Source organism: Yersinia sp. 2545 StPb PI, assembly GCF_052217125.1.
Lineage (GTDB): Bacteria > Pseudomonadota > Gammaproteobacteria > Enterobacterales > Enterobacteriaceae > Yersinia > Yersinia enterocolitica_E.
Genome location: NZ_JAZGPY010000001.1, coordinates 43439 through 67795 on the forward strand (window position 1 = coordinate 43439; position 24357 = coordinate 67795).

Consider the following 24357-nt stretch of genomic DNA (forward strand, 5'->3'; position numbering starts at 1 on the left):
TAGCCAACGCACATGCGGCTTGAAGTATGACGGGGATAAATACCGTGTCAGATTGCGCGGTATTTATCTTTTCGTAGCCCGATATTCTGAAACCACCTCAGTGACAAGCGATGATTGAAAAAACACAGGCATTTGAGAATCGGGTACTTGAGCATCTGAACGCAGGCAAGACCGTTCGGAGTTTCCTGATGGCTGCTGTCGAATTATTGGCAGAAGCGCTGAATATTCTCGTGGTGCAGGTTTTTCGTAAAGATGACTATGCGGTGAAATATGCCGTGGAGCCATTGCTGGTTGGCGATGGGCCGCTTGGTGAGCTATCTGTGCGACTAAAGTTGGTTTATGCCTTGGGTGTGATCACCCGTCATGAATACGAAGATGCTGAGCTATTGATGGCGCTTCGTGAGGAGTTAAACCATGATGGCACCGAGTATCGCTTTACTGATGACGAAATCCTCGGGCCATTTGGTGAATTACATTGTGTGGCTGAATTGCCGCCAGTGCCCACTTTCCTGCGCCCGGATGAAGCAGACGCGTCGCTGATTGCCATGCAACGCCAGCGTTATCAGCAAATGGTGCGTTCCACCATGGTGCTCTCGATTACAGAATTGCTCTCCCGCATCAGCTTAAAACAGGTTTCCAAGCTGTCACCACTCGGTCATGCCTGAGTTACGGCAACACACTGAGCCATTCGTCAACTAACAGCCACAATGCTGTTATTGCCATCAAGCCCCCCATCACTCCATTGAATAATCGTAGTTTCCAGTTAACCCGTAACGCATGGCGTAACTGATCCCCCATCACCGCCCAAACGGCCACACAAGGCAGATTTAACAGAGCAAAACCACTAACAATCAGTAGGGTATGGCTCAGCGTAGCACCTTCACGTGGTGTAAATAAGATGGCGACATTCATAGCCATCAGCCAAGCCTTTGGATTAATGGCCTGGAATAAAGCCCCCTGGATAAACCCCATTGGTTGCTGGCCATCTCTTGACTTCGGGCTACCGGAATTAAAAATTTTCCACGATAACCAGAATAAATATGCACATCCCAGCGTCACCAGTGGCAAGCGAATTACCCCCAGCCAACTGAGAATTAATGCCAACAATGTGGTCATTAATGCACATTGCAACGCGCAGCCAAAGGTAATCCCCAACATCATTGGGAAGGTACGACGTAAGCCAAAATTGACACCAGATGCAGCTAATAACAGGTTATTTGGGCCTGGAGTGATCGACATAACGGTAACGTAACTGATGAAAGCACTGTCTAGCATGGGATATCCTCCCCTTTCGTACTTGAAGCTGCACGGGTGAGTAAGCTTGTTGCCTACCTGCAACTCCAATTACTGTGGGTATTATATTATTGATGTTATCGAGAGATTCAGCATAAACAGCAATCCGCTATGGCGTCAGAAGCAGAAGTTATCTATTGTTGTGGGTACAGTTTGTATAAGATTTAACTGTACCCATTGAACCTGCGGAGAACTGTCACCATGCCCGTTGTTATGAATGAAATTCGCTACTTGCAAGTGGCTGACAATCTGGCGCAGGCCATTAAGAAAGGCAGTTTGCTGGCGGGTAGCCGCCTGCCATCAGTGCGCGGTTACGCCAAAAACCATCAGGTGAGTATCAATACGGTGGTGGCAGCTTACCGTACGCTGGAGGATCGAGGCTTGATTGAAGCGCGTCCGCAGTCAGGGTTTTATGTTTGTAGTCCGTCAACGGCGGTGGTGCCAACAGCGACAGTCGGCAAACCGGTAAATGAGGTGCTGGATTTAATTGATACGGTATTTGCCGCACAACAAAACCCTCGCTTTACCAATATCTCGCTCGCCTGTCCACAAACGGCGGATTTTTACCCCAGCGCCAAGTTGGGCCGCATCATGGCATCACTATTGCGTCGTGAGCCGCAGTTAATCAGTCAGTACGCGTTGCCACCAGGATGCCAGCGCCTGCGTCAGCAAATCGCCCGCCGCGCCATGACCCTAGGGATGCTGGCTAATCCGGCAGATATCACTATTACGCATGGTTGTATGGAGGCGTTGCAGTTAGCGTTGCGGGTCACCACCAAGCCGGGTGATTGTGTCGGGCTGGAATCGCCAACCTATTTCTATCTGATGCCATTACTTGCCAGTCTTGGCCTGAAAGCCGTGGAGATTCCAACCGATCCACAGCAAGGTTTATCGTTGGATGTGTTGGAGTTACTGCTTCAGGAGGGGCGGTTGAATGCATTGATCGCTATGCCAACGGTGCAGAATCCGTTAGGTTTTACGATGCCACTGGCGGCGAAAAAGCGCCTGGCACAGTTGATGAACGATCATCAGGTGCCGCTGATAGAAGATGGCTTATATGCAGAAATACAATTCGGTTCTACTTTGTCCCCAGCGGTAAAAGCCTTTGACCGCGACGGTTGGGTGCTGTTCTGTTCCAGCTTCACCAAAACACTGGCCCCGGACTTCCGTATCGGCTGGATTGATGGTGGCCGCTTCGCTGAGGCATTACATAAGCTCAAAGCGGTGTCGTCGATGGCGGAACCGGCGTTATTATCAGAAACACTGGCACTGTTTCTGGAGTCTGGCGGTTACGACCACCACCTGCGCGGGCTACGGCGCCGTTATGCGCAACAAGTACAGCAGGCGCAGCAACTCATTGCACAGTACTTCCCTCGTGGGACCAAAGTGACCCAACCAGCAGGGGGTTTTGTTTTCTGGGTCGAGTTCCCTGCTTGTGTCGATACCGTGGCGCTATTTCATCAATTGCTACAAGAACAGATATGCCTGACCCCCGGTACGCTTTACTCGCCGAGTGGCCGCTATCGTAATGCTTTTCGCCTCTCGTGCTGTTATCCGTTCAACCACCACTATACCCAAGCTTTGGTCAGGCTCGGGGAGGTTGCTTGTGAAATTAGCAGCCTACCGGCCGGCATGCAGTGGCAACCAATACAGGAGGCTGCTGCTGAAAAGCACGCATCCTGATACACTCTCTATCTTGATGCACAATCAGTGCTATCCTATCCCCAACTTTAGCGAAATATCGTGCCCATCAGTGGCATGTACGGGCCAATACTATGAAAGAACATGCAGAAATCAAACGTCTAAGCGATATGCTGGATGCGTTGAACCACAAAGACCCTACCGTGATCCAACAGGGTAATATGGATTTGATCGCGCAGCATATGAAAGAAAAAGAGAAACTGGCGGCTGAAATTCAGCGCCTGAAAGAAGTGCGGGTTAAAAACCTGAGTGCTGAAGCACAAAAGCTAGCTCAACTGCCGTTCAGCCGTGCTATTACTAAAAAAGAGCAGGCGGATATGGGCACGCTGAAGAAAGCGGTACGCGGTATTGTGGTGGTACACCCAATGACGGCATTAGGCCGTGAGATGGGCTTGAAAGAAGTGACCGGCTACGCGAAAAAAGCGTTCTAATTGCGACTTTCGAAATAACCGGGTGTGTGGCATGGCCGCTACCCGGTTTGTTGTGGGTTTTCATCTCTCTTGACATATGCTAAGCATATGCTAGTGTCTTTAGTGACACGATTATCAGGAGTAAAAATATGAGAACAGTCTCTATTTTCAAAAATGGCCAAAATCGGGCAATACGTTTACCAAAAGATATGGACTTTGCGGGTGTCACCGAACTGGAAATACTCAAAGATGGCGATAATATCATTTTAAGACCTATCCGCCCTACATGGGTATCATTCATGGATGAAGATAAAGCGGATAACGATTTTCTTACGGAAAGACAAGACGTTATCGAAGAGGGACGCTTCGAATTATGATGAAAAGAATATATATGCTCGATACGAATATTTGCTCTTTTATTATGCGGGAACGCCCTGCTGAATTAATTATAAAATTACAACAGTGTATTGAGCATCAGAATAAAATAGTCGTTTCAGCCATTACATACTCAGAAATGCGGTTTGGTGCAATTGGTAAGAAAGCATCACCGAAACATAACTATTTAGTAGATGAATTTGTGAAACGATTAGATGCTATCTTGTCGTGGGATGCAGCGGCTGTAGATGCTACCACTAATATTAAAGTTGAGCTGGCAAAGCAGGGTACGCCAATTGGCGGAAATGATGCAGCAATAGCCGGACACGCAATTTCGGCTGGAGCAATATTAGTGACTAATAACATTAGAGAGTTTGAAAGAGTTAAAAAGCTGCGAATTGAGGATTGGAGTAAATAATCATCATTTCTAATAAAATTTACAAATACAACCCAATCATATATTCAAGGTGGTGATTAAAATTACCTATTTAATTACTGCTCTTTCATATAACTTGCCGTCCTTGGCAAGATCGTGTGTTGTATTATTTGATAATTAATACATCAAGAACCTAATAACCGCCGATTGAAATCCTCGATCTTTCCTTGCGAAAGACGCGTTAGCATAGTTTTACTCCAACTGGTGGATAATCCTGATACAGCCAGCAAGCGGTGATACTGTTCTTTATCGAAAGGCATATGCCAGGCGATGGCAATCGCTTCTGCCACCGAGATATCACTGGTGCGCGCCAACAGCTCTAATGCATGGCCCTCACTAACAATACCGGTGGAAATTACGCGATACAGCCAGCCGCAATAACCGGTCTGCTGCATCAGTGCCGACATTTCCTCGATAGCGAAATGGAAGTTGAGCTTGTAACAAGGTGAACGCGGTTGAGTCACCTGAATGATTGCCCCTCCCCAGCGGTAGATATCCCCCATATAGACATTTTGTTCCGTCATGCCGAGGGTTGAGATATTTTCGCCATAGGCTGGTGCTGCGAAAATATCTTCCTGTGCAGGGAATCGCTCTATCCAGTGGGAGTAGTGTTCTCGTGGATAATGGCATAAGGCGCGGTCCGGCCCACCGTGAAAGCGGGTCTCGGCTTGTTCATCCCCTTCCAATCCCAGCGTCGTGAGCATGATGCCACCCTGAACCTGACGTTTACCAATCGCGCTCGGGGAACTGCCGTTATAAGGCTCGATTTTACCGATATAAACCTGAGGATACTTCATCTGCTCTCCTTGTCTGCGTTGGGAAGGGAGAATCAGAATACCCTGCCTGACCGCAGGGTTCCAAGGTAAAAGAGGTTATCGATAGGATTGAGCGAAACGACGAGATAGGCAGGAGTAACCGCATTGGCTACTCCTGCCGGGTAACGCGGTTTAGCGGATAATCAGAAGGTTTCCCAATTATCGTGCTGAGTGGTGCGACTGCTTTCTGTGCCAGAGCGAGGTGTTGGGGTACTTTTAGGTGCCACGGATGCACCGACGTTTTTCTGTGCCGATTCTGCCTCTGCATCGGATAGGCGGAACACGGCGACGGCCTGTGCCAGTAAAATGGCTTGTTCAGCCAGTGAGTCGGCGGCGGCGGCAGACTCTTCCACCAGGGCCGCATTCTGCTGAGTGGTGCTGTCCATTTCAGAGATAGCCTGGCTAACCTGCGTGATACCACGGCTCTGCTCATCGGATGCTGAGGCAATTTCCGCCATAATATCGCGCACATGGGTCACTGAGCGGACAATATTCTCCATCGTTTGCCCGGCATTTTGCACCAACGTGGTTCCGGCATTTACCTGAGTCACTGACTCGCCAATCAAGCCTTCAATTTCTTTCGCCGCTTGTGCACTGCGTTGTGCCAAATTGCGAACTTCGCTGGCGACAACGGCAAAACCACGGCCTTGCTCGCCGGCGCGGGCGGCTTCAACCGCAGCATTCAAGGCCAAGATATTGGTCTGGAAAGCAATACTGTTAATGACTGAAGTAATCTCAGAGATACGTTTGGAGCTACCGGAGATATCGTTCATGGTGCGCACCACATCGTTAACCAGCTTACCGCCCTGTTGTGCGGTTTGTGATGCCTCGGTTGCCAGTTGATTAGCATGGTGGGCATTATCGGCATTCTGCTTAACCGTGGCATTCAACTGCTCCATGCTGGCAGCGGTTTCCTCTACAGCCGCAGCCTGCTGTTCGGTGCGGGAAGATAAATCGGTATTACCGGCAGCAATTTCGCCGGAGGCATGAGACACCTGACTGACACCAATGCGGATCTCATCAATCATGGCGCGCAGGTTTTCATTCATCCGGGCGACGGCATTCATCAACAGGCCCAACTCATCGGTACGGTTTGATGTTGTCGCCGCAGTTAAATCACCGGTAGCAATGCGCTCTGCCATCGCCAGTGTGGTGCGCAGTGGTACCGTGATCTGGCGGGTCATGCGCCATGAAATCAATAGACCAAACAGCAGTGCGGCAATGGCAGCAATAGTTAACTGCAATTGCGCATTATTGATTTCTGCGTGGGTCCCTTGCAGCTCTTGGGTGAACAGATGGGTGGCCAGTTTATTCAATTCGTTGGCATTCGACTCCATCACTTTACCGGTCTCCAGCTCTTGCTGATAAGCCGGTAAATAGGCCAGTACGTTATCTTTATAGGTACTCAGGCTGGAGATAACCGGAGCCAGCAGCTTTTGCTGTTCGGCCGATAGCACCGGCATAAAAGCATTTGCGGCACTATTAGCGATATTGATTGAGGTAATCAGCGAGGACTCTGCATCCTGGTTGCGATCCAGCAATAAGCCGCGTGCGTTGTAGCGTACGGTCATCAACTTCTGGTTCATCTCTGCTAGCAGGATTTGGGTATTGGTATCTGCCCCTTCATTAAGTAGGCTTTGTTGCAGCTCGTTGAGGTTCTTCTGGGTTTCAGAAATATTCCAGCTTTTGCGCACATCATCTTTATGGGCTACGGCATTGACGAAGTTACTCTGCTGCTGCAGATACTCCTCTACCACATCGGAAATACTGCTAATGGTTTTGCGGTTATCTGCCGACCAACTAAGACTTTCGCTCTGGGTCAGAAGATTTTTTATATTATTGATATGTTGAGAATTTTCTTTGATGTATTGCAGAGAGTAGGTACGTTCATATAATGCGCGATTATATTTTGCCTGATTGGATTCATCGTTAACTTTGTAACTCAGGTCAACTTTATAAGCATGATCTTCAATCACGGAGAAATGATAAGCGGTGGTACCGGCGATGATCCCGACCAGCAACAACATCAGGAAAAAGCTTAATCCCAGCTTTTTACCGACTTTCATATTTTCAAAGCTGCCAAAAACGTTGCTAAATACTGCCATGTTCTTCTCCGTTATGCGGTGTCTCTGATGCAAATCAATCAGCGTAGGTGAGTTTGGGGAGGTCTAGTTATTAGAAGATTTTGGGGAGTTGGTGGTATGTGGGGTAGCCTTGGCAAGAGTACTTATCCCAAACGATATACCCGTCATACTTCAAGTTGCATGTGCGTTGGCTGCCTTCCTGCAACTCGAATTATTTAGGGTATAGTTCATGAGCTTTATATCCATGAATACCAACGCCCTTCTTGGACAATCTATCGGCAGAAATTGGCTAAACTTTAGCAATAAAAATGCCAGCAAGATGACCTTGCTGGCATGTATCCTTCGGACTTGAAGCTACAGGGTTGTTAGCTGCAACTCCACGTTCTTTGGATATGCAACATACGGTTTATGCGGCTTATTTGGCTTGAGTGAAACGCGCTGCTGCTTCGTCCCAGTTAACCACGTTCCAGAATGCTTTGATGTAGTCTGGGCGGCGGTTTTGGAATTTCAGATAGTAAGCGTGTTCCCACACATCCAGGCCAATAATTGGGAAGCCTGATGCGCCAGAAACTGCTTCGCCCATCAGTGGGCTATCTTGGTTAGCAGTAGATACAACCGCCAGCTTGCCGTCGTCTTTCAGAACCAGCCAAGCCCAGCCAGAACCGAAACGGGTTGCCGCAGCAGCTTCAAATTTCTCTTTGAAGCTATCTACGCTGCCGAAATCGCGCTCAATAGCGGCTTTCAGATCACCCTTCAGGGTTGTGTCCAGTTTCAGCCCTTTCCAGAACAGGCTGTGGTTAGCGTGGCCGCCGGCGTTGTTACGCATAAAAGTGCGTTTTTCAGCAGGAACTTTGTCCAGATCTTTGATCAGGTCTTCAACGCTGAATTTAGCCAGCTCAGGGAAGCTCTCCAACACCGTGTTTGCATTGTTAACATAGGTCTGGTGGTGTTTGGTGTGATGGATTTCCATCGTCTGCTTATCGAAGTGGGGTTCCAGGGCGTCATAAGCATAAGGCAGGGATGGCAGTGAGTAACTCATAATCATCGTCTCCGTAGTGTAGGGCGGCGCAAAAAAAGTAAGCGCCGCGTAAGCATTCGGATCATTATAGTTAATTAAATGATATTGAAAATGATTATCAATGCCGTACTAATTGTATGGTCTTTCTATTCGCTAATCCGCTGCGGATGGGTGTAAACCGTTGCTCTACCGGGTTTACTGAAGCCAACCAGCGTCAGATTACAGCGCTCGGCAACTTCAACCGCTAAGGTTGTTGCAGCAGAAACAGCAAATAAAATCTCTGCACCGCACATTGCGGTTTTCTGCACCATCTCATAGCTAGCACGGCTGGAAACCAGCACAGCACCTTGCTGCCACGGCTGTTTGGCCCGTATCCCCAGCAGCTTATCCAGTGCGACATGGCGGCCCACATCTTCACAACCACCCAACAATTCACCTTTCGGATTAATCCAGGCCGCAGCATGAGTGCAACCCGTCAACTGACCCACAGTTTGTACCTGCTTGAGTTGTGCCAGTGCGTTATCGAGTTGATTCAAATTAAAGGTCTGAGTGAAAGGCAGAGGGGTGATGGGGCGAAAAATATCATCAAGCTGTTCAATACCACAGACCCCACATCCGGTGCGGCCGGCCATAGCCCGGCGGCGCTCTTTTAAACCGGCAAAGCGACGGCTGGATAACTCAATGTTAACTTCTATGCCATTACAGCCTGGTGTCACATCAATGGCGTAGATATCTTGTGGGGCGCTAATAATGCCTTCTGACAACGAAAAACCTAGCGCGAATGCTGCCAGATCTTTCGGGGTTGCCATCATCACCACATGGGAAATGCCGTTGTAGACCAGCGCTACCGGCACTTCCTCCGCCAGCCAATCCAATTGCGGCTCGGCCATTTGATGGCGCTGTAGCACGTTAAGTTGTTTTGCACCGCAGATTCCGGTGGAGAGGTCAATTGTTGAAGGTTTGATCTGGCTCACTATGCGGCCCTGAAAGTTATAACCCATAATCACAATGTGGTAACATTCACATTAAGAATGGTATGGGTATAATTCTATTTCCAGAAGAATGTATCCCACACCGATAAAGGTGATATCGCGTAAGCGATTTTAGCGCTTCCGGTTTCGTTGAGGGAAGTGTGAACTGAAATAATGTGACAATGAACGAAGGAGAGACCCATGCAGGTCAGCAGAAGGCAGTTCTTTAAGATCTGCGCTGGCGGTATGGCAGGAACCACGGTCGCGGCACTCGGCTTTACGCCGTCAGTGGCGCTGGCGGAAACGCGCAATTACAAATTGCTGCGCGCCCGTGAGACGCGGAATACCTGTACATATTGCTCCGTTGGTTGCGGGCTTTTGATGTATAGCCTCGGTGACGGCGCAAAAAACGCCAAAGAGAGTATTTTCCATATCGAAGGGGACCCGGACCATCCGGTAAACCGTGGCGCGCTGTGCCCGAAAGGTGCAGGGCTGGTGGATTTTATCCATAGCGAAAGCCGCCTGAAATATCCTGAATACCGTGCTCCGGGTTCAGATAAATGGCAGCGAATCACTTGGAATGATGCATTTGACCGCATTGCCAAGCTGATGAAAGAAGACCGGGACGCTAACTTCATTAAGACCAACGACGCCGGTGTTACCGTCAACCGTTGGCTGAGTACCGGTATGCTGTGTGCCTCGGCATCCAGTAACGAAACGGGTTATCTGACCCAGAAATTTAGTCGCGCTCTCGGCATGCTTGCCGTAGACAACCAAGCACGTGTCTGACACGGACCAACGGTAGCAAGTCTTGCTCCAACATTTGGTCGCGGTGCGATGACCAACCACTGGGTTGACATCAAGAACGCAGACTTAATTATCGTCATGGGCGGTAATGCGGCAGAAGCGCATCCGGTGGGGTTCCGCTGGGCGATGGAAGCCAAAATCCACAACAATGCTAAGTTGCTGGTGATAGACCCACGCTTTACTCGTACTGCATCGGTGGCGGACTTCTATACGCCAATCCGCTCAGGTAGCGATATCGCGTTCCTATCCGGCGTGTTGTTGTATCTGATGACCAACAACAAAATTAACCGCGAATACGTCGAAGCTTATACCAACGCCAGCTTGCTGGTGCGGGAAGACTTTACCTTTGATGACGGCCTGTTCAGTGGCTATGACGCCGAAAATCGCAAATACGACAAAACCACCTGGAATTACCAGTTGGATGAAAACGGCTTTGCCAAACGCGATGTCACGCTGCAAGACCCGCGCTGTGTGTGGAACTTGCTGAAAGAACACGTCAGCCGTTACACGCCAGAGGTGGTCTCCAATATTTGCGGTACGCCAAAAGAAGATTTCTTGCAGGTTTGCGAATATCTCGCCGAAACCAGTGTGTCCAATAAAACCGCCACATTCCTGTATGCGCTGGGCTGGACACAACACTCGGTTGGCGCGCAGAACATCCGTACCATGGCGATGATCCAGTTGTTACTGGGCAATATGGGCATGGCGGGGGGCGGTATTAACGCCTTGCGCGGTCACTCTAATATTCAGGGTTTAACTGACCTGGGTTTGCTGTCACAAAGCTTGCCGGGCTACCTGAATCTGCCGTCAGAAAAACAGCCGGATATTGACACTTATCTGAAGGCCAACACGCCGAAAACCCTGTTGCCGGGCCAGGTTAACTACTGGAGCAATTACCCGAAATTCTTCGTCAGTTTGATGAAAAGTTTCTACGGTGATAAAGCCCAGAAAGAGAACGGCTGGGGCTACGACTGGTTGCCGAAGTGGGATAAAGGCTATGACGTATTACAGTATTTCGAGATGATGTCGCAGGGTAAAGTGAATGGCTATATTTGCCAGGGCTTTAACCCAGTCGCGTCGTTCCCGAACAAAAACAAAGTAGTAGCATCACTGTCGAAACTGAAATTCCTGGTAACTATTGACCCGCTCAATACTGAAACCGCGAATTTCTGGCAAAACCACGGTGAATTTAACGATGTCAGTCCATCGAAAATTCAAACCGAGGTGTTCCGCTTGCCATCCAGTTGTTTTGCTGAAGAAAACGGTTCAATTGTTAACTCCAGCCGCTGGCTGCAATGGCACTGGAAAGGTGCTGATTCACCGGGCGAAGCATTGAACGATGGTGCCATTTTGGCAGGTATCTTTAGTCGTCTGCGTGACATGTACCATCGGGACGGTGGTGCAGTGCCAGAACAGGTGCTCAATATGACCTGGGATTATCTGACGCCAGACAATCCAGAGCCAGAAGAAGTGGCACAGGAAAGCAATGGTAAAGCACTGGCTGATATCACCGATGCTGACGGCAAAGTGCTGGTCAAAAAAGGCGAGCAGCTCAGTACCTTCGCTCATCTGCGTGATGATGGTACTACCGCCAGTGGATGCTGGATCTTTGCCGGTAGTTGGACACCGGCCGGTAACCAGATGGCACGCCGTGATAACGCTGACCCATCCGGCCTTGGCAATACACTGGGCTGGGCGTGGGCATGGCCGCTTAACCGCCGCATTCTATACAACCGTGCCTCTGCTGACCCACAAGGTAAACCGTGGGATCCGAAACGCCAGTTGCTGGAGTGGGATGGCACCAAATGGGGTGGCGTTGATATCCCAGATTACAGTGCCGCGGCACCGGGTAGCGATGTCGGGCCGTTTATCATGCAGCCAGAGGGCATGGGCCGCCTGTTTGCCATCGACAAAATGGCAGAAGGACCGTTCCCGGAACATTATGAGCCATTTGAAACGCCGTTGGGCACCAACCCGCTGCACCCGAATGTGATATCCAACCCGGCCGCGCGCGTGTTTAAAGACGATTTGGCCGCAATGGGTTCTCATGAGCAGTTCCCGTATGTCGGTACCACTTATCGTCTGACCGAGCATTTCCACTACTGGACTAAGCATGTGCTGCTCAATGCTATCGCACAGCCAGAACAGTTTGTGGAAATTGGCGAAAAACTGGCAGCGAAAAAGGGCATTAAGCAGGGCGATACCGTGAAAGTCAGTTCCAACCGTGGCTATATCAAGGCCAAGGCGGTGGTGACCAAACGTATTCGTACGCTGAATGTTCATGGGCAGGAAGTTGACACTATTGGTATCCCGATCCACTGGGGATACGAAGGGGTGGCGAAAAAAGGCTTCCTGGCCAATACCCTGACACCGTTTGTCGGTGATGCCAATACGCAAACGCCAGAGTTCAAGGCGTTTCTGGTCAACGTGGAAAAGGTGTAACGGAGAGAACCTATGTCACTGCAAACCCAAGACATTATACGGCGCTCCGGCACCAACTCCCTTACGCCGCCGCCACAGGATCGTAACCACCAGCAAGAGGTGGCCAAGCTTATCGACGTCACCACCTGTATCGGTTGTAAAGCCTGTCAGGTGGCGTGTTCGGAGTGGAATGATATCCGTGATGAAGTCGGTCATAACGTCGGGGTGTACGATAACCCCGCAGATCTGACCGCTAAATCATGGACGGTGATGCGTTTTTCTGAAGTTGAAGATGAAGAGAGCGGCAAGCTGGAGTGGCTGATCCGTAAGGATGGCTGCATGCATTGTGCTGACCCCGGCTGCCTGAAGGCATGTCCGTCGGAAGGGGCAATCATTCAGTATGCCAATGGTATCGTCGATTTCCAGTCAGAACACTGTATCGGCTGTGGTTACTGCATCGCCGGTTGCCCGTTCGATGTGCCGCGCATGAACAAAGATGACAACCGGGTGTATAAATGTACCTTGTGCGTCGATCGCGTTGGTGTTGGCCAGGAACCTGCCTGTGTGAAAACCTGCCCGACCGGAGCGATTCACTTTGGCACCAAAGAGTCGATGAAAGAAGTCGCTGCGGGCCGGGTTGCTGAGTTGAAAACTCGTGGCTTTGATAACGCAGGGTTATATGACCCCGCTGGCGTGGGGGGTACCCATGTGATGTATGTACTGCATCATGCGGATAAACCGCAGCTCTATCATGGTCTGCCGGAGAACCCGACCATCAGTCCGACAGTCACCTTCTGGAAGGGGATCTGGAAACCACTGGCAGCGGTGGGCTTCGCTGCAACCTTTGCGGCCAGTATCTTCCATTATGTGGGTGTCGGCCCGAACCGGGTTGAAGAAGAGGAGGACGAAGACGATAAGCCGGATTCAACACCTGCTGACACGTCATTGCCGCCACCGGAGCAGACCACCGCTGAGCACTCAGACGACGGGGAGACGCCCAAATGAAAAAAGAAAAACGCATCCAGCGCTACAGCGCGCCGGAGCGCATCAACCACTGGATAGTGGCCTTCTGCTTTATACTGGCCGCTATCAGTGGTTTGGGGTTCTTCTTCCCGTCATTTAACTGGCTGATGAATATTTTTGGTACGCCGCAGTTGGCACGCATCCTTCACCCCTTTGCCGGGGTGATTATGTTCGCCGCCTTCCTGATCATGTTTTTCCGTTACTGGAAACATAATCTGATCAATAAGGAAGACCTGGAATGGGCTAAAAATATCCATAAAATCGCCATGAATGAGGAAGTCGGCGACACGGGGCGCTATAATTTCGGTCAGAAGTGCGTATTCTGGGCTGCTATTATCAGTCTGGTGTTGTTGTTGGCCAGTGGTGTTGTTATCTGGCGGCCTTATTTTGCGCCTTCCTTCCCGATCCCGCTGATTCGCCTGGCACTGCTGGTGCATTCGCTGGCGGCGGTCGGGTTAATTATCGTGATTATGGTGCACGTTTATGCTGCCCTGTGGGTTAAGGGCACCATTACCGCGATGGTAGAAGGCTGGGTACCGGCGGCGTGGGCGAAAAAGCACCATCCGCGCTGGTACCGTGAGGTTAACGCCAAAAGTCAGCGTCAGAAAAAACAGGAAGAGAAACCCTGATGAGTATTCGCATTGTCCCTAAAGATCAACTAGGAAAACAAAGCGAAAAAGGCACAACGGCGGGGAATATCCCGCCGTTACTTTTCGCGAATTTAAAAAGCCTGTATACCCGGCGCACTGAACGTTTACAGCAACTTGCGCTGGATAACCCGTTGTCCGATTATCTGGATTTTGCGGCTAAAATTACCCAAGCGCAGCAAAAAGCGCTGCATGACCATCCGCTGGTGTTGGATATGCAGGCTGAGTTGGAGCAATCCGCTGCCAGCGGTAAACCGCCCCTGGATCTGAGTGTTTTTCCTCGCACTGAACATTGGCGTAAGCTCCTGTCAGCACTGATTGCTGAACTACGCCCTGATGCCCCGGATCATATTGTGGCCGTATTGGATAATCTGGATAAGGCATCGGTACATGAGCTGGAACTGTATGCTGATGCGCTGTTAAACCGCGAGTTTGCCCAAATCGGCAGTGAAAAAGCGCCATTCATCTGGGCGGCTTTATCGTTGTATTGGGCGCAGATGGCCAGCCAGATCCCCGGTAAGGCGCGAGCTGAATATGGTGAACATCGCCAGTTCTGCCCAGTCTGCGGCAGTATTCCGGTCTCCAGCGTGGTGCATATCGGTACCCAAAACGGTTTACGTTATCTGCACTGCAACTTGTGTGAAAGTGAGTGGCATGTGGTCCGAATCAAATGCAGTAACTGCGAACAGACCCGTGATTTGAATTACTGGTCACTGGACAGTGAACTGGCGGCAGTAAAAGCGGAAAGTTGTGGTGATTGCGGCACTTACCTGAAAATTCTCTATCAGGAAAAAGACCCACAAGTTGAAGCGGTTGCTGATGATCTGGCCTCGCTTATTCTTGATGCCAAAATGGAAGGTGAAGGATTCGCCCGCAGCAGTATCAATCCATTCTTGTTTCCAGGGGAATAGGTTTCCGGGTCACAAAATAGAAGTATAGTTTGTATGGTTATTATACAATGGTCGCGCTCACATGTGATGGCCATTGTAACTACTGTTGGTTTTATTGACAGGCGCTACTCCATCATCCGAGCGATACGCTAACTTAAATAAGGATATTTATTGTATGTTGAAGATAGTCGCAAAACTGACGGTAGTGATGGTGTTGGTAGGTGGTCTGGCCGCGTGTGATAACAGTAAGGAGAGCAAGGAAAGCACCAACAATGCCGCCCCTGCATCGACCCCAGCTACAACACCCGCGCCCGCTCCGGTAGCCTCTACACCCGCAGTAACTCCGCCAGCAGCAACCACGCCAGCCGCTAAACTTTCCGCTGACCAGCAGCAGGTTAGTCTATTTGATGGTAAGGTTACCTTTGTATTACCAACATCATTTGTTGACCAAACTAAATTGGCGGGTGACGTAAACAATGAGCAAAATCAAACGTTGTTATTGATTGATGCTGCCGGTAAACAAATGGCCGTCACTGCGGTGACTAACCCGCCGGGCGTTGAATTGCTTGATACCAGTGATTTGTCCCTTGATGCGTTAAACAAAGGGTTATTGCAGGGGTTCAGTGCTCAGTACCAGAATATTAAACAAACCGGACAAAAAGACATCACCGTTGATGGCCATAAGTTCCGCCTGTTTGATACCAAGCAAAAAATACAAAATTCGCCGATGGTAGCGACTACAATCTTTACTGTGTTAGATAAGAAAGTGGTATTTATTCAGATGGTCTCTGCCGCTGAAAAAACCAAGCAACACCAAACGTTAGTGAATGGCGTGGTTGATTCTATCGCGCTACACTAATTACTCAGACCGAGCGCCGTACCATTATTATGGCGCTCTTTCGACCTTATTACCTGAGTGAGTATGAGCGCAGAACCCCATCAGTTATACAGTCAGTTACCCGCAATAGATCGCCTGCTACGCGAGCCAGATGTTGCCCCTTTAGTGGCTGAATATGGCCCTGTTTTATTGACCGATATTTTGCGTCAAATGCAGGTTGAGGCTCGTGAATATATCCGCCAATTTCATTCACTGGCTGATTGGTGCAGTGACTGGCCAACAGCATTAAAGCAGCGTTTACATAGCCGCCAATCCGCGTTAAAACCCGTCTTTAACCTTTCCGGTACCGTATTGCATACCAACTTGGGCCGTGCCCCATTGGCTGAATCAGCTATTGCTGCGGTGAATGATGCGATGCGTGGCGCGGTAACACTGGAATACTCTCTGAGTGGTGCCGGGCGTGGCCATCGTGACCGGGCTATCGCCGATTTGCTGTGTGAGCTGACCGGTGCGGAAGATGCTTGTATCGTGAATAACAATGCTGCTGCGGTGTTTCTCATGCTGACGGTAATGGCGGCGGGGAAACAGGTAGTGGTTTCTCGCGGTGAGCTGGTGGAGATTGGTGGTGCTTTTCGTATCCCGGATGTGATGCGACAGGCGGGGTGTGAATTGGTCGAAGTGGGTACCACTAATCGCACGCACCTTAAAGATTACCGCCAAGCCATAAATGAACACACTGGCCTGCTGATGAAAGTGCATACCAGCAATTACAGTATTGAAGGTTTCACCGCCTCGGTTGCCGAAGCGCAACTCGCAACATTAGGCCATGAATTCTCCATCCCGACCGCCACCGATCTGGGCAGCGGTTCGTTGGTGGATATGACCCGCTATGGTTTGCCAGCAGAACCAATGCCACAGCAATTGATTGCAGCGGGTATCGATTTAGTCACCTTTTCGGGCGATAAACTGCTGGGTGGCCCACAGGCCGGGATTATTCTTGGCAAAAAACAGTGGATTGAGCAGCTACAGCAGCACCCACTTAAGCGGGTGTTACGCGCCGATAAAATGACGCTGGCCGCACTGGACGCCACCTTGCGTCTCTATCAGCAGCCAGACCGGTTGACAGAGTTGCTGCCAACCATGAGGTTACTCACCCGGCCAACACAGGTTATCGCCGAGAGTGCACAACGGGTATTGGGTGCCCTAACCGCTCGTTATGGCACCGATTTCACGCTGGCGGCAGAACCTTGCTGGTCGCAGATCGGTAGCGGTTCGCTACCGGTAGACCGTCTGGCCAGTTGGGCGGTAACGTTCGCACCAAAAGAGGGGCGTGGAAGTGCTCTGGAAGCCCTAACAGCGCGTTGGCGCGGTTTGGCTAAGCCGGTTATTGGCCGCGTGGCTGATGGGCGTTTGTGGCTCGATTTGCGTTGCCTGGAGGATGAGGCGGCGTTGCTCAGGGAATTGGCTCGATGATTATTGCAACAGCAGGCCATGTCGATCATGGCAAAACGACACTCTTACAGGCTATCACCGGGGTGAATGCGGATCGCCTGCCGGAAGAAAAACAGCGCGGCATGACCATTGATCTGGGTTATGCCTATTGGCCCCAGCCCGACGGCAGCGTTATGGGTTTTATCGATGTCCCCGGCCATGAGAAGTTTTTAGCCAATATGTTGGCGGGCGTGGGCGGTATTGATCATGCTTTGCTGGTGGTTGCCTGTGATGATGGTGTCATGGCACAAACCCGCGAGCATCTGGCGATTTTGCGCCTCAGCGGTCGCCCCACGTTGACCGTGGCACTGACCAAAGCTGATCGGGTTGATGATGAGCGTATCGAACAGGCTCGCCAGCAGGTGCTGGCAGAGCTGGCGGCACAGGGCTGGCAAGCAGAGCAAGTCACTTTGTTCGTGACGGCGGCGGCGACCGAGCGTGGCATTAACGAATTACGTGAACATCTGGCGCAATACCACCAACAAAATGCACAGCACAGCCGGTTACAGCGGCGCTTTCGTCTGGCTATCGATCGTGCATTCAGTGTGAAAGGGGCTGGCTTGGTGGTAACGGGCACGGCGTTGGCAGGTCAGGTGGAACTCGGTGATACCTTATGGCTCACCGGCGGCGACTGTCCGGTGCGGGTGCGTGGTATCCATGCCCAAAATCAAAATACATCACAGGCGCAAGCTGGCCAGCGTATCGCCCTGAATATCAGTGGCGATATCAGCAAACAACAGATCAACCGCGGTGACTGGCTATTAAGGCAACAGCCGCCGCAGGCCACGGAGCGGGTACTTGTCATTGTGGATGCTGATACACCGATCCAACATTGGCAACCTTTACATCTGCATCATGCCGCCAGCCATATTACCGGGCGTTTTTCGCTGCTGACCAATCCACAACCTACCGACGAGAACCCCCAGCCGATACTTGCTGAACTGCTGTTGGATAACCCGCTATCGCTGGCTGAAAACGATCGTCTTATTCTGCGTGATATTGCGGCGAAGAAGACCTTGGGCGGTGCTCGGGTGATTCATCTGACGGCCCCCAAACGCGGCAAACGGCAACCTGCGTATTTATCTTGGTTAACCGCGCTGGCCCAGGCAGCCTCTGACCGTGAATTGCTGGATTTACATCTGGCTCAAGGGCCGATTTCTTTAGATGATTTCAGTTGGGCGCGCCAGCTAACCGAACGCGATATGTCGGACTTACTGGCACAGACCGATAGTGTTGTCGCCGGTGATATTGCACTCTCTCGCCCTCATGCTCAGCAAGCGCAACAAACTTTATTACATGTCCTGTGCCTGTATCATCAACAGCATGGTGATCAGTTAGGATTAGGGCGGGCGCGCTTGCGGCGTATGGCGTTGCCAACGCTGGATGAAGGGCTGGTATTCCGTTTGATTGATGATCTGCTGGCTGAAGGGGCGCTAAAGAATACCCGTGGCTGGCTACATCTGCCAGCTCATGGCCTGGCATTTACTGCCGAGGAGCAGGTTCAGTGGCCGCAGGTCGCATCCTATTTTGCCGATGACCCTTGGTGGGTGCGCGATTTGGTGGCACAGATGCAGATTGAAGAAGGTGAGATGCGCACACTATTGCGCAAAGCGGCACAACTGGGCTATATCACAGCAATTGTTCCTGATCGCTACTATCGCAGCCAGCGTATTGAGCAATTCGCTGATTTGGTACGTGAGCTGGATGCCAGCCAGGGCAGCGCCTGTGCCTCAGATTTCCGCGATAGACTGGGTGTTGGCCGCAAACTGGCGATTCAAATCCTTGAATTCTTTGACCGCAGTGGGTTTACTCGCCGCCGAGGTAACGACCATTTGTTGCGTGACAGTGGGCTATTTCTTAATACATCTCCTAATGTGTAATTTTTACGATATCCAGCGCATGAGATGTATTAATTGTTGGGTGCTGCTTTTGGCGCTAACCTAATTCGCAAGGATAGTTATATGGCGTGACAGCTTTTCAGCTTTAAAGTTACGCTAACAAAAATATTTAGCGGGAGAAAAGCGCTGCTTCTCTCCCGCTTTAAAACTACTCCGCAGTAACCGCCTCCGGCTGACGGCGAATAAATATCATCACCAAGCCCAGCCACAGCAAGCCACTGATCAGATTGAACAGGTTAAAGATACCGCTGTTGCCCCACAAGTAAGCGATTTTGGCAAACTCAATGCCGAAGGTGAATACCATCATACTGATCATCCCCATGGCGGCAGATACCGTACCTTTACTGATATCACTGGCGAACAGTGTCAACCGCACCAAACCGGCATTAGCCAAGCCAATACCAAAGGCATACAGGCTCAGTCCTGCCGTCATCCACAGATAAGCATGGGATGAATAGAGCGTTGAGCCTGCGGCAATCAGCAAGCCAATAATCATCGGACCGGCACCGTAGCGGATAAGACGTGGAATACTGGTTTTGCCGCTCAATCTCGCCAGTGTCAGATTACCAATAATCAGTGCGCCGAAAATGGGCACCTGCAAAACACCATATTCAACAGTGGATAGCTGCTCACCGCTGATCAAAATGACAGGTGATTGCGCAATCCACGCCAGCAATGGCAGGCTGGCAAAGCCTAACGCCAGGGAACCACACATGAAACGGCGGTTGGCGAGCACCAGCTTATAGTCATGCCACATCGCTGCCACTGACAGTTTCTCCCCTTTCAGAGCGGCGGTTTCCGGCATGGCGCGCCATAAGCCCACAAATGAAATGGCCCCCAGCACGGCAAATAGCACAAACATTGCCTGCCACGGAGCGACATGAATCAAGGCGGCCCCCGCCAGAGGGCCGAGTAATGGGGCAATCAAGGCGACATTGGCCATTAACGCGGTAATTTTAATACAGACCGCTTCTTCAAATGATTCCTGAATAGTGGCGTAACCGACGGCACCAATAAAGCATAAGCCGATCCCTTGCAGGAAGCGCATGGCGATGAACTGTTCGATACTATTGACCAGCAAGATGGCAAGGCATGTCACCACAAAGAATGCGACACCGAACAACATTACCGGGCGGCGCCCACGGCGGTCTGACAACGGCCCAAGTAACCATTGCAAGAACATCCCGCCAGCCAGATAGGCAGTCATAGAGGTCGGAACCCACTCAATACTGGCATTAAAATCAGCCACTACGGCGAGCATACCTGGCTGGATCATATCGTTAGCGATATAAGCGGCAAATTCGAACAATACTAAACAAAGAGGGAATAAAAGCGCCCGTCGACCTAAACGTGTCGCGGGTGAAAATGAAGTTTGCATAAATTAAGCTATTAATAATAAACGTAAAAAAGGATACGGCTCAGGCAGGGTGTGCATTCAAAGCGCGTCAGGTCGGTTATTTTGCCGTCAATAGAGGAATATGGCAATGCCAATTATTTTGGGGATACGTTAAATTTACGTTATTGTTTGCAACCTGATTATTGATGCCGTAAATAGATCAACGCTTTTAGTATGCTGACAGGTGATAGAGAGTATGCATGACCAATAAGATTGGCTGGATTGATAATTTGCGGGCGGTGGCCTGCATTATGGTGGTCATGATCCATGCCACAACCTATTACGTCACCAGTGGTGCTCAGGTGGGTGAGGCTAACTGGGATATTGCCAATCTGCTCAATTCTGCTTCTCGTGCCTGCGTGCCCCTGTTCTTTATGATCTCTGGTTATCTGTTTTTTGGTGAAAAAAGTGCACAGCAAAAGCACTTCACCCGAATTGGGCTATGCCTGCTGTTCTACAGTGTGATTGCCCTGATTTATATTTCGATCCTGACGCCGATCAACGGTTGGAGCTCACTACAGAATATCCTGCAAAAACCGGTGTTTTATCATCTGTGGTTTTTCTACGCCATTATCGTGGTTTATCTGGTATCACCACTGATTAATGTCAAACCGGTGTCAGGCCGCTATCTGGCGGTGGTGATTTTACTGCTGGCAGTGCTAGCCAATCCCCAAGCCAGCAAATATTCGATTGGCGGTTTCCATTTATTGCCAATCAACCTCTATATCTACGGTGATACTTTTTATTACTTGCTGTACGCGCTGTTGGGGCGGGCAATTGGAATGTTGGAAACCAAAGGCAGGGTGATCAGTTGGGGGGCGGCATTGCTGTTTATCACCAGCGTAATATTTATTGCCATCTCAACTGAAAAGCAGACGCGGATTAATGGCAGTTTTGCGGATACTTTCTATATGTATTGTGGCCCGCTGGTGTTCGTTGCGGCGGTATCACTGCTGGTGTGGTTTAAAAACTGCATGAACCAGCAAATTGGCTGGCTAAGCTGGCTCGCCGGGCATTCATTGGCGATTTACGGCTTCCACGCGCTCATTATTCACTTTATTCGCACCCATCATTACGATTTTACGGGTTATCCGATACTGGATATTTTCTATGTTTTCGCACTGGCTCTCGCCCTGAGCACTTTGCTATCCATGGGATTACAGCGCATTGACCGGCGGCGTCTGGTCAGTTAACCACGACCTGCCCACGCTGTTGTGCGCGCCGAAGCTGGCGGCCGGAGGAGAACCCGGCAGCCAGTGCGGCTTTCTCCAGATTAAACCCTTCTTGCAGGCGAACTTCGGCCACTGCGACTCGCAATTGTTCGTGAAATTCACGCACACTGATCCCGACATGTTCGCGGAATAATCGTGTTAAATGGCGGCTACTGACATGTGCTTTCTGCGCGACCTGAAGCAGTGACCATTCGGCTTCCGGTTCTGCCGACATCACATCCTGCGCACGGTGTACGGCGGGATGCAGGTGATTGCGGTAACGTAACCAGGGGGAAAGCTGCGGATCATCGCCAGACCGTCGAAAATAAACCACCATTTCCCGTGCGACTTCTAATGCAGTTTGTGGGCTGCAATAGCGGCTAATCAGATGCAAAGAGAGATCAATACCCGCCGTAATTCCGGCGCTGGTATACACGCCACGGTCTTCAACAAAGATACGGTTTTCTTTGGTTTGTGCGGCGGGTGCCTGCTGACGTAATCGCTCAAGTACATTGTGATGAGTGGTGCATTGGTAGCCATCCAGTAGCCCCGCTTGTGCCGCCAGTAATGCACCGGAGCAGACACAAACCAAGATTATTTTTTGCTGTGTAATGGCTATTTTTTGCTGTTGTAACCAGTGACGGGCCACTGCGGCCGTTTCGGTTGCAAAGTAGTGGCGTGAGTCGCTCACTCCCGGCACGACCAGTAAACTGCCCTCTGGCAAGCTGTCAGGCAGTGGTTGTAACTGGCCTAGCACCATGTCGGTGGAAGCCGTCACTTGCGGCAATGGACTGATATAGAAGAGATTAAATGACCCTGCCAACCGTAAGGTTTCAGCCGGGCCAGTTAAATCCAGCGACAGCACGCCGGGAAGCAATAGGAAATAGACATTTCGTTGCATGGTTAATCCACAGTTACCGTCAGATAACGGTTCAGATAAGCCGGAATATCCGGGGTGTGCTGTAGCAAAGTAGCAACAAAAGCATCGCGTTCAAAGGCCATAACCTGCAAATCCCACACACAGAACGATTCATCCCGTGCCGCACGCCACACTCCCTGCTCTTGTACCCAGACTTTCACGCGCAATTCATTCTCATTGTCCCACCATCCAACAATCAGGTAATTCAGTGTTTTCCCCTGATGCTCAATCACAAAACCAATGCCTGGGCGGTTCACCGTTTCTGCTTCTTCAGGTAACCACTGCCCAACTAACTGATAAGCGGGGGCGTAATATGGTGTGTCACCTTGGGCCTGCGAGTAACGAATAACATAGCGCTTCAACTGCCACTGCTTAAGATATTTAACGTCAGCAGGGGTGATATCTCGTGGCAAATAAGGCTGTGGCTGCCAGTTTACTGTTTTTTCTGCAACCACCTCTGACGGCCGAGTATCCAGAGCATCCAGTGTTTTCGCAACGGTACGGATGGTGGCAAACCGATCGACTAACACGGTTTCAGTGCGCAGCTTTAATTCTTCGCTACTCAATACCACACCATTTGGCTGCATCATTGGGAAGGTTAGCGTAGCTTCAGTCACGAAGGTCACTTGATAACCTAAATCCGATGCCACACGGGCGGTGGTTTCACAGCATTGCTCAGTACGCATACCGGCAATAATTAGATGATCTATCTGCCTTTCCTTTAGCCACTGATCCAGACCTGAATCAGTCAGCGCGTTATGTACCCGCTTTTGTACGGTAACATCTGCCTGATGGGAAACCAGCGACATTGGTTTAACATAGCCTGACGCCAGTGAGAAAGGCCCTTCTGGGGCGACATGAAAAACATCGACCAGTGCCACTCCTCGCAGTTTACAGCCGGTAATTAATAGATTCAGTGCCGCCGAGAAGGCGGGTAAGTCTTGCTGCTGCCAAAAAGATTTATGTTCGAAAGATTGTTGAACATCAATAATCAGTAATGCGCTGTTAGTCATTTCCGGCCCTCCGCCGTATGGATGTAGCTCAATCATGGGCTGGTTTTAACTAGAGCGGAATGCCAAATCCGGCCATCATAGGGTGTAAAAGGGACCAGTTAACCATTTGTTTATACCCCTTATGCTTCAACTTGCTGGTGTATTAGTTGTGCTAGCCTGCATTTTGCAATCTCGGGATATATATCATTTGGTTTCCAACATCTTTTTTATCGACAAAATTTGACATTAAAAATGTATTCATTGCTTATTATATACAATTTGAATTAATTAAAAGAATAGTTCTATTGATGGCGTATGAATATATTCCTATATTTTGTAGGATTTTTCCTTCAACATTGTTGATATCTCTGATTTGTCGAATAAACACAGATAAGATTTATTGCTGATATTATAAAAATATTTGAAGTATAACCTTGCTTAGTCAAGCCTATTTGGCATAAATAACTGGGTTTTGATCATAAACATGGCATAAAACACCAAATAAATTATATATAACGATCGATTTGGCCGATAAATTCGTATTTACTAGATAAAAAGATCGCGTATAGTCCTACCCATGTCCAGTCGGGGCGAGAACAGCCAGATAATATAAATACATGGGAGTTTATAAAGTATCGGTTACTATTTAATATAAATTACACTTTGATGATTATAATTTAAATGTCGAGACTTAATTCTGGGATTTTTATTCTGGAATGCA

General features: G+C 49.9%; 21 protein-coding genes. 13 read left to right on the top strand and 8 right to left on the bottom strand.

Annotated elements, in window-relative coordinates; all coding sequences use genetic code 11:
* Positions 1 to 110 precede the first annotated feature (110 nt).
* Positions 111 to 665 carry an MltR family transcriptional regulator gene (locus V1955_RS00175; RefSeq protein ID WP_005186837.1) on the top strand — a complete coding sequence of 185 codons (555 nt, stop codon included), beginning with the start codon at positions 111 to 113 and terminating at the stop codon, positions 663 to 665.
* 1 nt (position 666) lies between these two features.
* Here V1955_RS00175 and V1955_RS00180 read toward each other — a convergent pair whose 3' ends face one another.
* Positions 667 to 1275 (bottom strand): LysE family translocator, encoded by a 609-nt coding sequence (locus V1955_RS00180; protein WP_083161473.1) that lies wholly within the window; start codon positions 1273 to 1275, stop codon positions 667 to 669.
* A gap of 219 nt (positions 1276 to 1494) precedes the next feature.
* Here V1955_RS00180 and V1955_RS00185 point away from each other — a divergent pair, with 219 nt between their 5' ends.
* The 4 genes from V1955_RS00185 to V1955_RS00200 all read left to right on the top strand — a co-directional run bounded on the left by V1955_RS00185 (position 1495) and on the right by V1955_RS00200 (position 4197).
* Positions 1495 to 2976, top strand: coding sequence for an aminotransferase-like domain-containing protein (locus V1955_RS00185; RefSeq protein ID WP_372568441.1), 1482 nt, complete (start codon positions 1495 to 1497; stop codon positions 2974 to 2976).
* A 92-nt stretch (positions 2977 to 3068) separates the two neighbouring features.
* Positions 3069 to 3425 carry a YibL family ribosome-associated protein gene (locus V1955_RS00190; RefSeq protein WP_075337794.1) on the top strand — a complete coding sequence of 119 codons (357 nt, stop codon included), beginning with the start codon at positions 3069 to 3071 and terminating at the stop codon, positions 3423 to 3425.
* 128 nt (positions 3426 to 3553) lie between these two features.
* A complete protein-coding gene (gene vapB, locus V1955_RS00195) occupies positions 3554 to 3781 on the top strand; it encodes a type II toxin-antitoxin system VapB family antitoxin (RefSeq protein WP_050086923.1) in 228 nt (75 codons plus the stop codon).
* Positions 3778 to 4197, top strand: coding sequence for a type II toxin-antitoxin system VapC family toxin (locus V1955_RS00200; protein WP_050086921.1), 420 nt, complete (start codon positions 3778 to 3780; stop codon positions 4195 to 4197). Before vapB ends, V1955_RS00200 begins: the two co-directional genes overlap by 4 nt.
* A gap of 143 nt (positions 4198 to 4340) precedes the next feature.
* On the opposite strand, the gene yiiM is transcribed toward V1955_RS00200, so the two are convergent.
* The 4 genes from yiiM to fdhD all read right to left on the bottom strand — a co-directional run bounded on the left by yiiM (position 4341) and on the right by fdhD (position 9133).
* Positions 4341 to 5012 (bottom strand): 6-hydroxyaminopurine reductase, encoded by a 672-nt coding sequence (yiiM, locus tag V1955_RS00205; RefSeq protein ID WP_083161469.1) that lies wholly within the window; start codon positions 5010 to 5012, stop codon positions 4341 to 4343.
* Between the two features lie 161 nt (positions 5013 to 5173).
* Positions 5174 to 7135: a methyl-accepting chemotaxis protein gene (locus V1955_RS00210; RefSeq protein WP_083161467.1), complete on the bottom strand. Its 1962-nt coding sequence runs from the start codon at positions 7133 to 7135 to the stop codon at positions 5174 to 5176.
* Between the two features lie 394 nt (positions 7136 to 7529).
* Positions 7530 to 8153, bottom strand: a complete 624-nt coding sequence (gene sodA / locus V1955_RS00215; protein WP_050311298.1) for a superoxide dismutase [Mn] — start codon at positions 8151 to 8153, stop codon at positions 7530 to 7532.
* 125 nt (positions 8154 to 8278) lie between these two features.
* Entirely contained in the window at positions 8279 to 9133 is an 855-nt protein-coding gene (fdhD, locus tag V1955_RS00220; RefSeq protein ID WP_050311297.1) for a formate dehydrogenase accessory sulfurtransferase FdhD, read from the bottom strand.
* A gap of 171 nt (positions 9134 to 9304) precedes the next feature.
* On the opposite strand from fdhD, the gene fdnG reads away from it, so the two are divergent.
* The 7 genes from fdnG (at position 9305) to selB (ending at position 19100) form a co-directional block, all read left to right on the top strand.
* Positions 9305 to 12352, top strand: a complete 3048-nt coding sequence (gene fdnG / locus V1955_RS00225) for a formate dehydrogenase-N subunit alpha (RefSeq protein ID WP_102970500.1) — start codon at positions 9305 to 9307, stop codon at positions 12350 to 12352.
* Positions 12353 to 12364: 12 nt separating this feature from the next.
* On the top strand, positions 12365 to 13336 hold the full coding sequence (fdxH, locus tag V1955_RS00230) for a formate dehydrogenase subunit beta (RefSeq protein WP_420072741.1): 972 nt from the start codon (positions 12365 to 12367) through the stop codon (positions 13334 to 13336).
* Positions 13333 to 13983 carry a formate dehydrogenase cytochrome b556 subunit gene (gene fdoI, locus V1955_RS00235; protein ID WP_083161461.1) on the top strand — a complete coding sequence of 217 codons (651 nt, stop codon included), beginning with the start codon at positions 13333 to 13335 and terminating at the stop codon, positions 13981 to 13983. The genes fdxH and fdoI overlap by 4 nt, the downstream gene beginning before the upstream one ends.
* A complete protein-coding gene (fdhE, locus tag V1955_RS00240) occupies positions 13983 to 14912 on the top strand; it encodes a formate dehydrogenase accessory protein FdhE (protein WP_083161459.1) in 930 nt (309 codons plus the stop codon). The genes fdoI and fdhE overlap by 1 nt, the downstream gene beginning before the upstream one ends.
* Before the next feature lie 154 nt (positions 14913 to 15066).
* Positions 15067 to 15750, top strand: coding sequence for a hypothetical protein (locus V1955_RS00245; RefSeq protein WP_372560229.1), 684 nt, complete (start codon positions 15067 to 15069; stop codon positions 15748 to 15750).
* A gap of 63 nt (positions 15751 to 15813) precedes the next feature.
* Positions 15814 to 17202 carry an L-seryl-tRNA(Sec) selenium transferase gene (selA, locus tag V1955_RS00250; RefSeq protein ID WP_083161455.1) on the top strand — a complete coding sequence of 463 codons (1389 nt, stop codon included), beginning with the start codon at positions 15814 to 15816 and terminating at the stop codon, positions 17200 to 17202.
* Positions 17199 to 19100, top strand: coding sequence for a selenocysteine-specific translation elongation factor (gene selB / locus V1955_RS00255; protein ID WP_442820410.1), 1902 nt, complete (start codon positions 17199 to 17201; stop codon positions 19098 to 19100). Before selA ends, selB begins: the two co-directional genes overlap by 4 nt.
* A gap of 166 nt (positions 19101 to 19266) precedes the next feature.
* On the opposite strand, the gene V1955_RS00260 is transcribed toward selB, so the two are convergent.
* On the bottom strand, positions 19267 to 20496 hold the full coding sequence (locus V1955_RS00260) for an MFS transporter (RefSeq protein ID WP_372568445.1): 1230 nt from the start codon (positions 20494 to 20496) through the stop codon (positions 19267 to 19269).
* Between the two features lie 218 nt (positions 20497 to 20714).
* Here V1955_RS00260 and V1955_RS00265 point away from each other — a divergent pair, with 218 nt between their 5' ends.
* Positions 20715 to 21707 (top strand): acyltransferase, encoded by a 993-nt coding sequence (locus tag V1955_RS00265; protein WP_083161449.1) that lies wholly within the window; start codon positions 20715 to 20717, stop codon positions 21705 to 21707.
* On the opposite strand, the gene V1955_RS00270 is transcribed toward V1955_RS00265, so the two are convergent.
* Together V1955_RS00270 and V1955_RS00275 are read right to left on the bottom strand one after the other, a co-directional pair.
* Positions 21700 to 22626, bottom strand: a complete 927-nt coding sequence (locus V1955_RS00270; RefSeq protein ID WP_442820411.1) for a GlxA family transcriptional regulator — start codon at positions 22624 to 22626, stop codon at positions 21700 to 21702. The genes V1955_RS00265 and V1955_RS00270 overlap by 8 nt on opposite strands.
* A 2-nt stretch (positions 22627 to 22628) precedes the next feature.
* Positions 22629 to 23657, bottom strand: a complete 1029-nt coding sequence (locus V1955_RS00275; protein ID WP_193784752.1) for a cysteine hydrolase family protein — start codon at positions 23655 to 23657, stop codon at positions 22629 to 22631.
* Positions 23658 to 24357 lie beyond the last annotated feature (700 nt).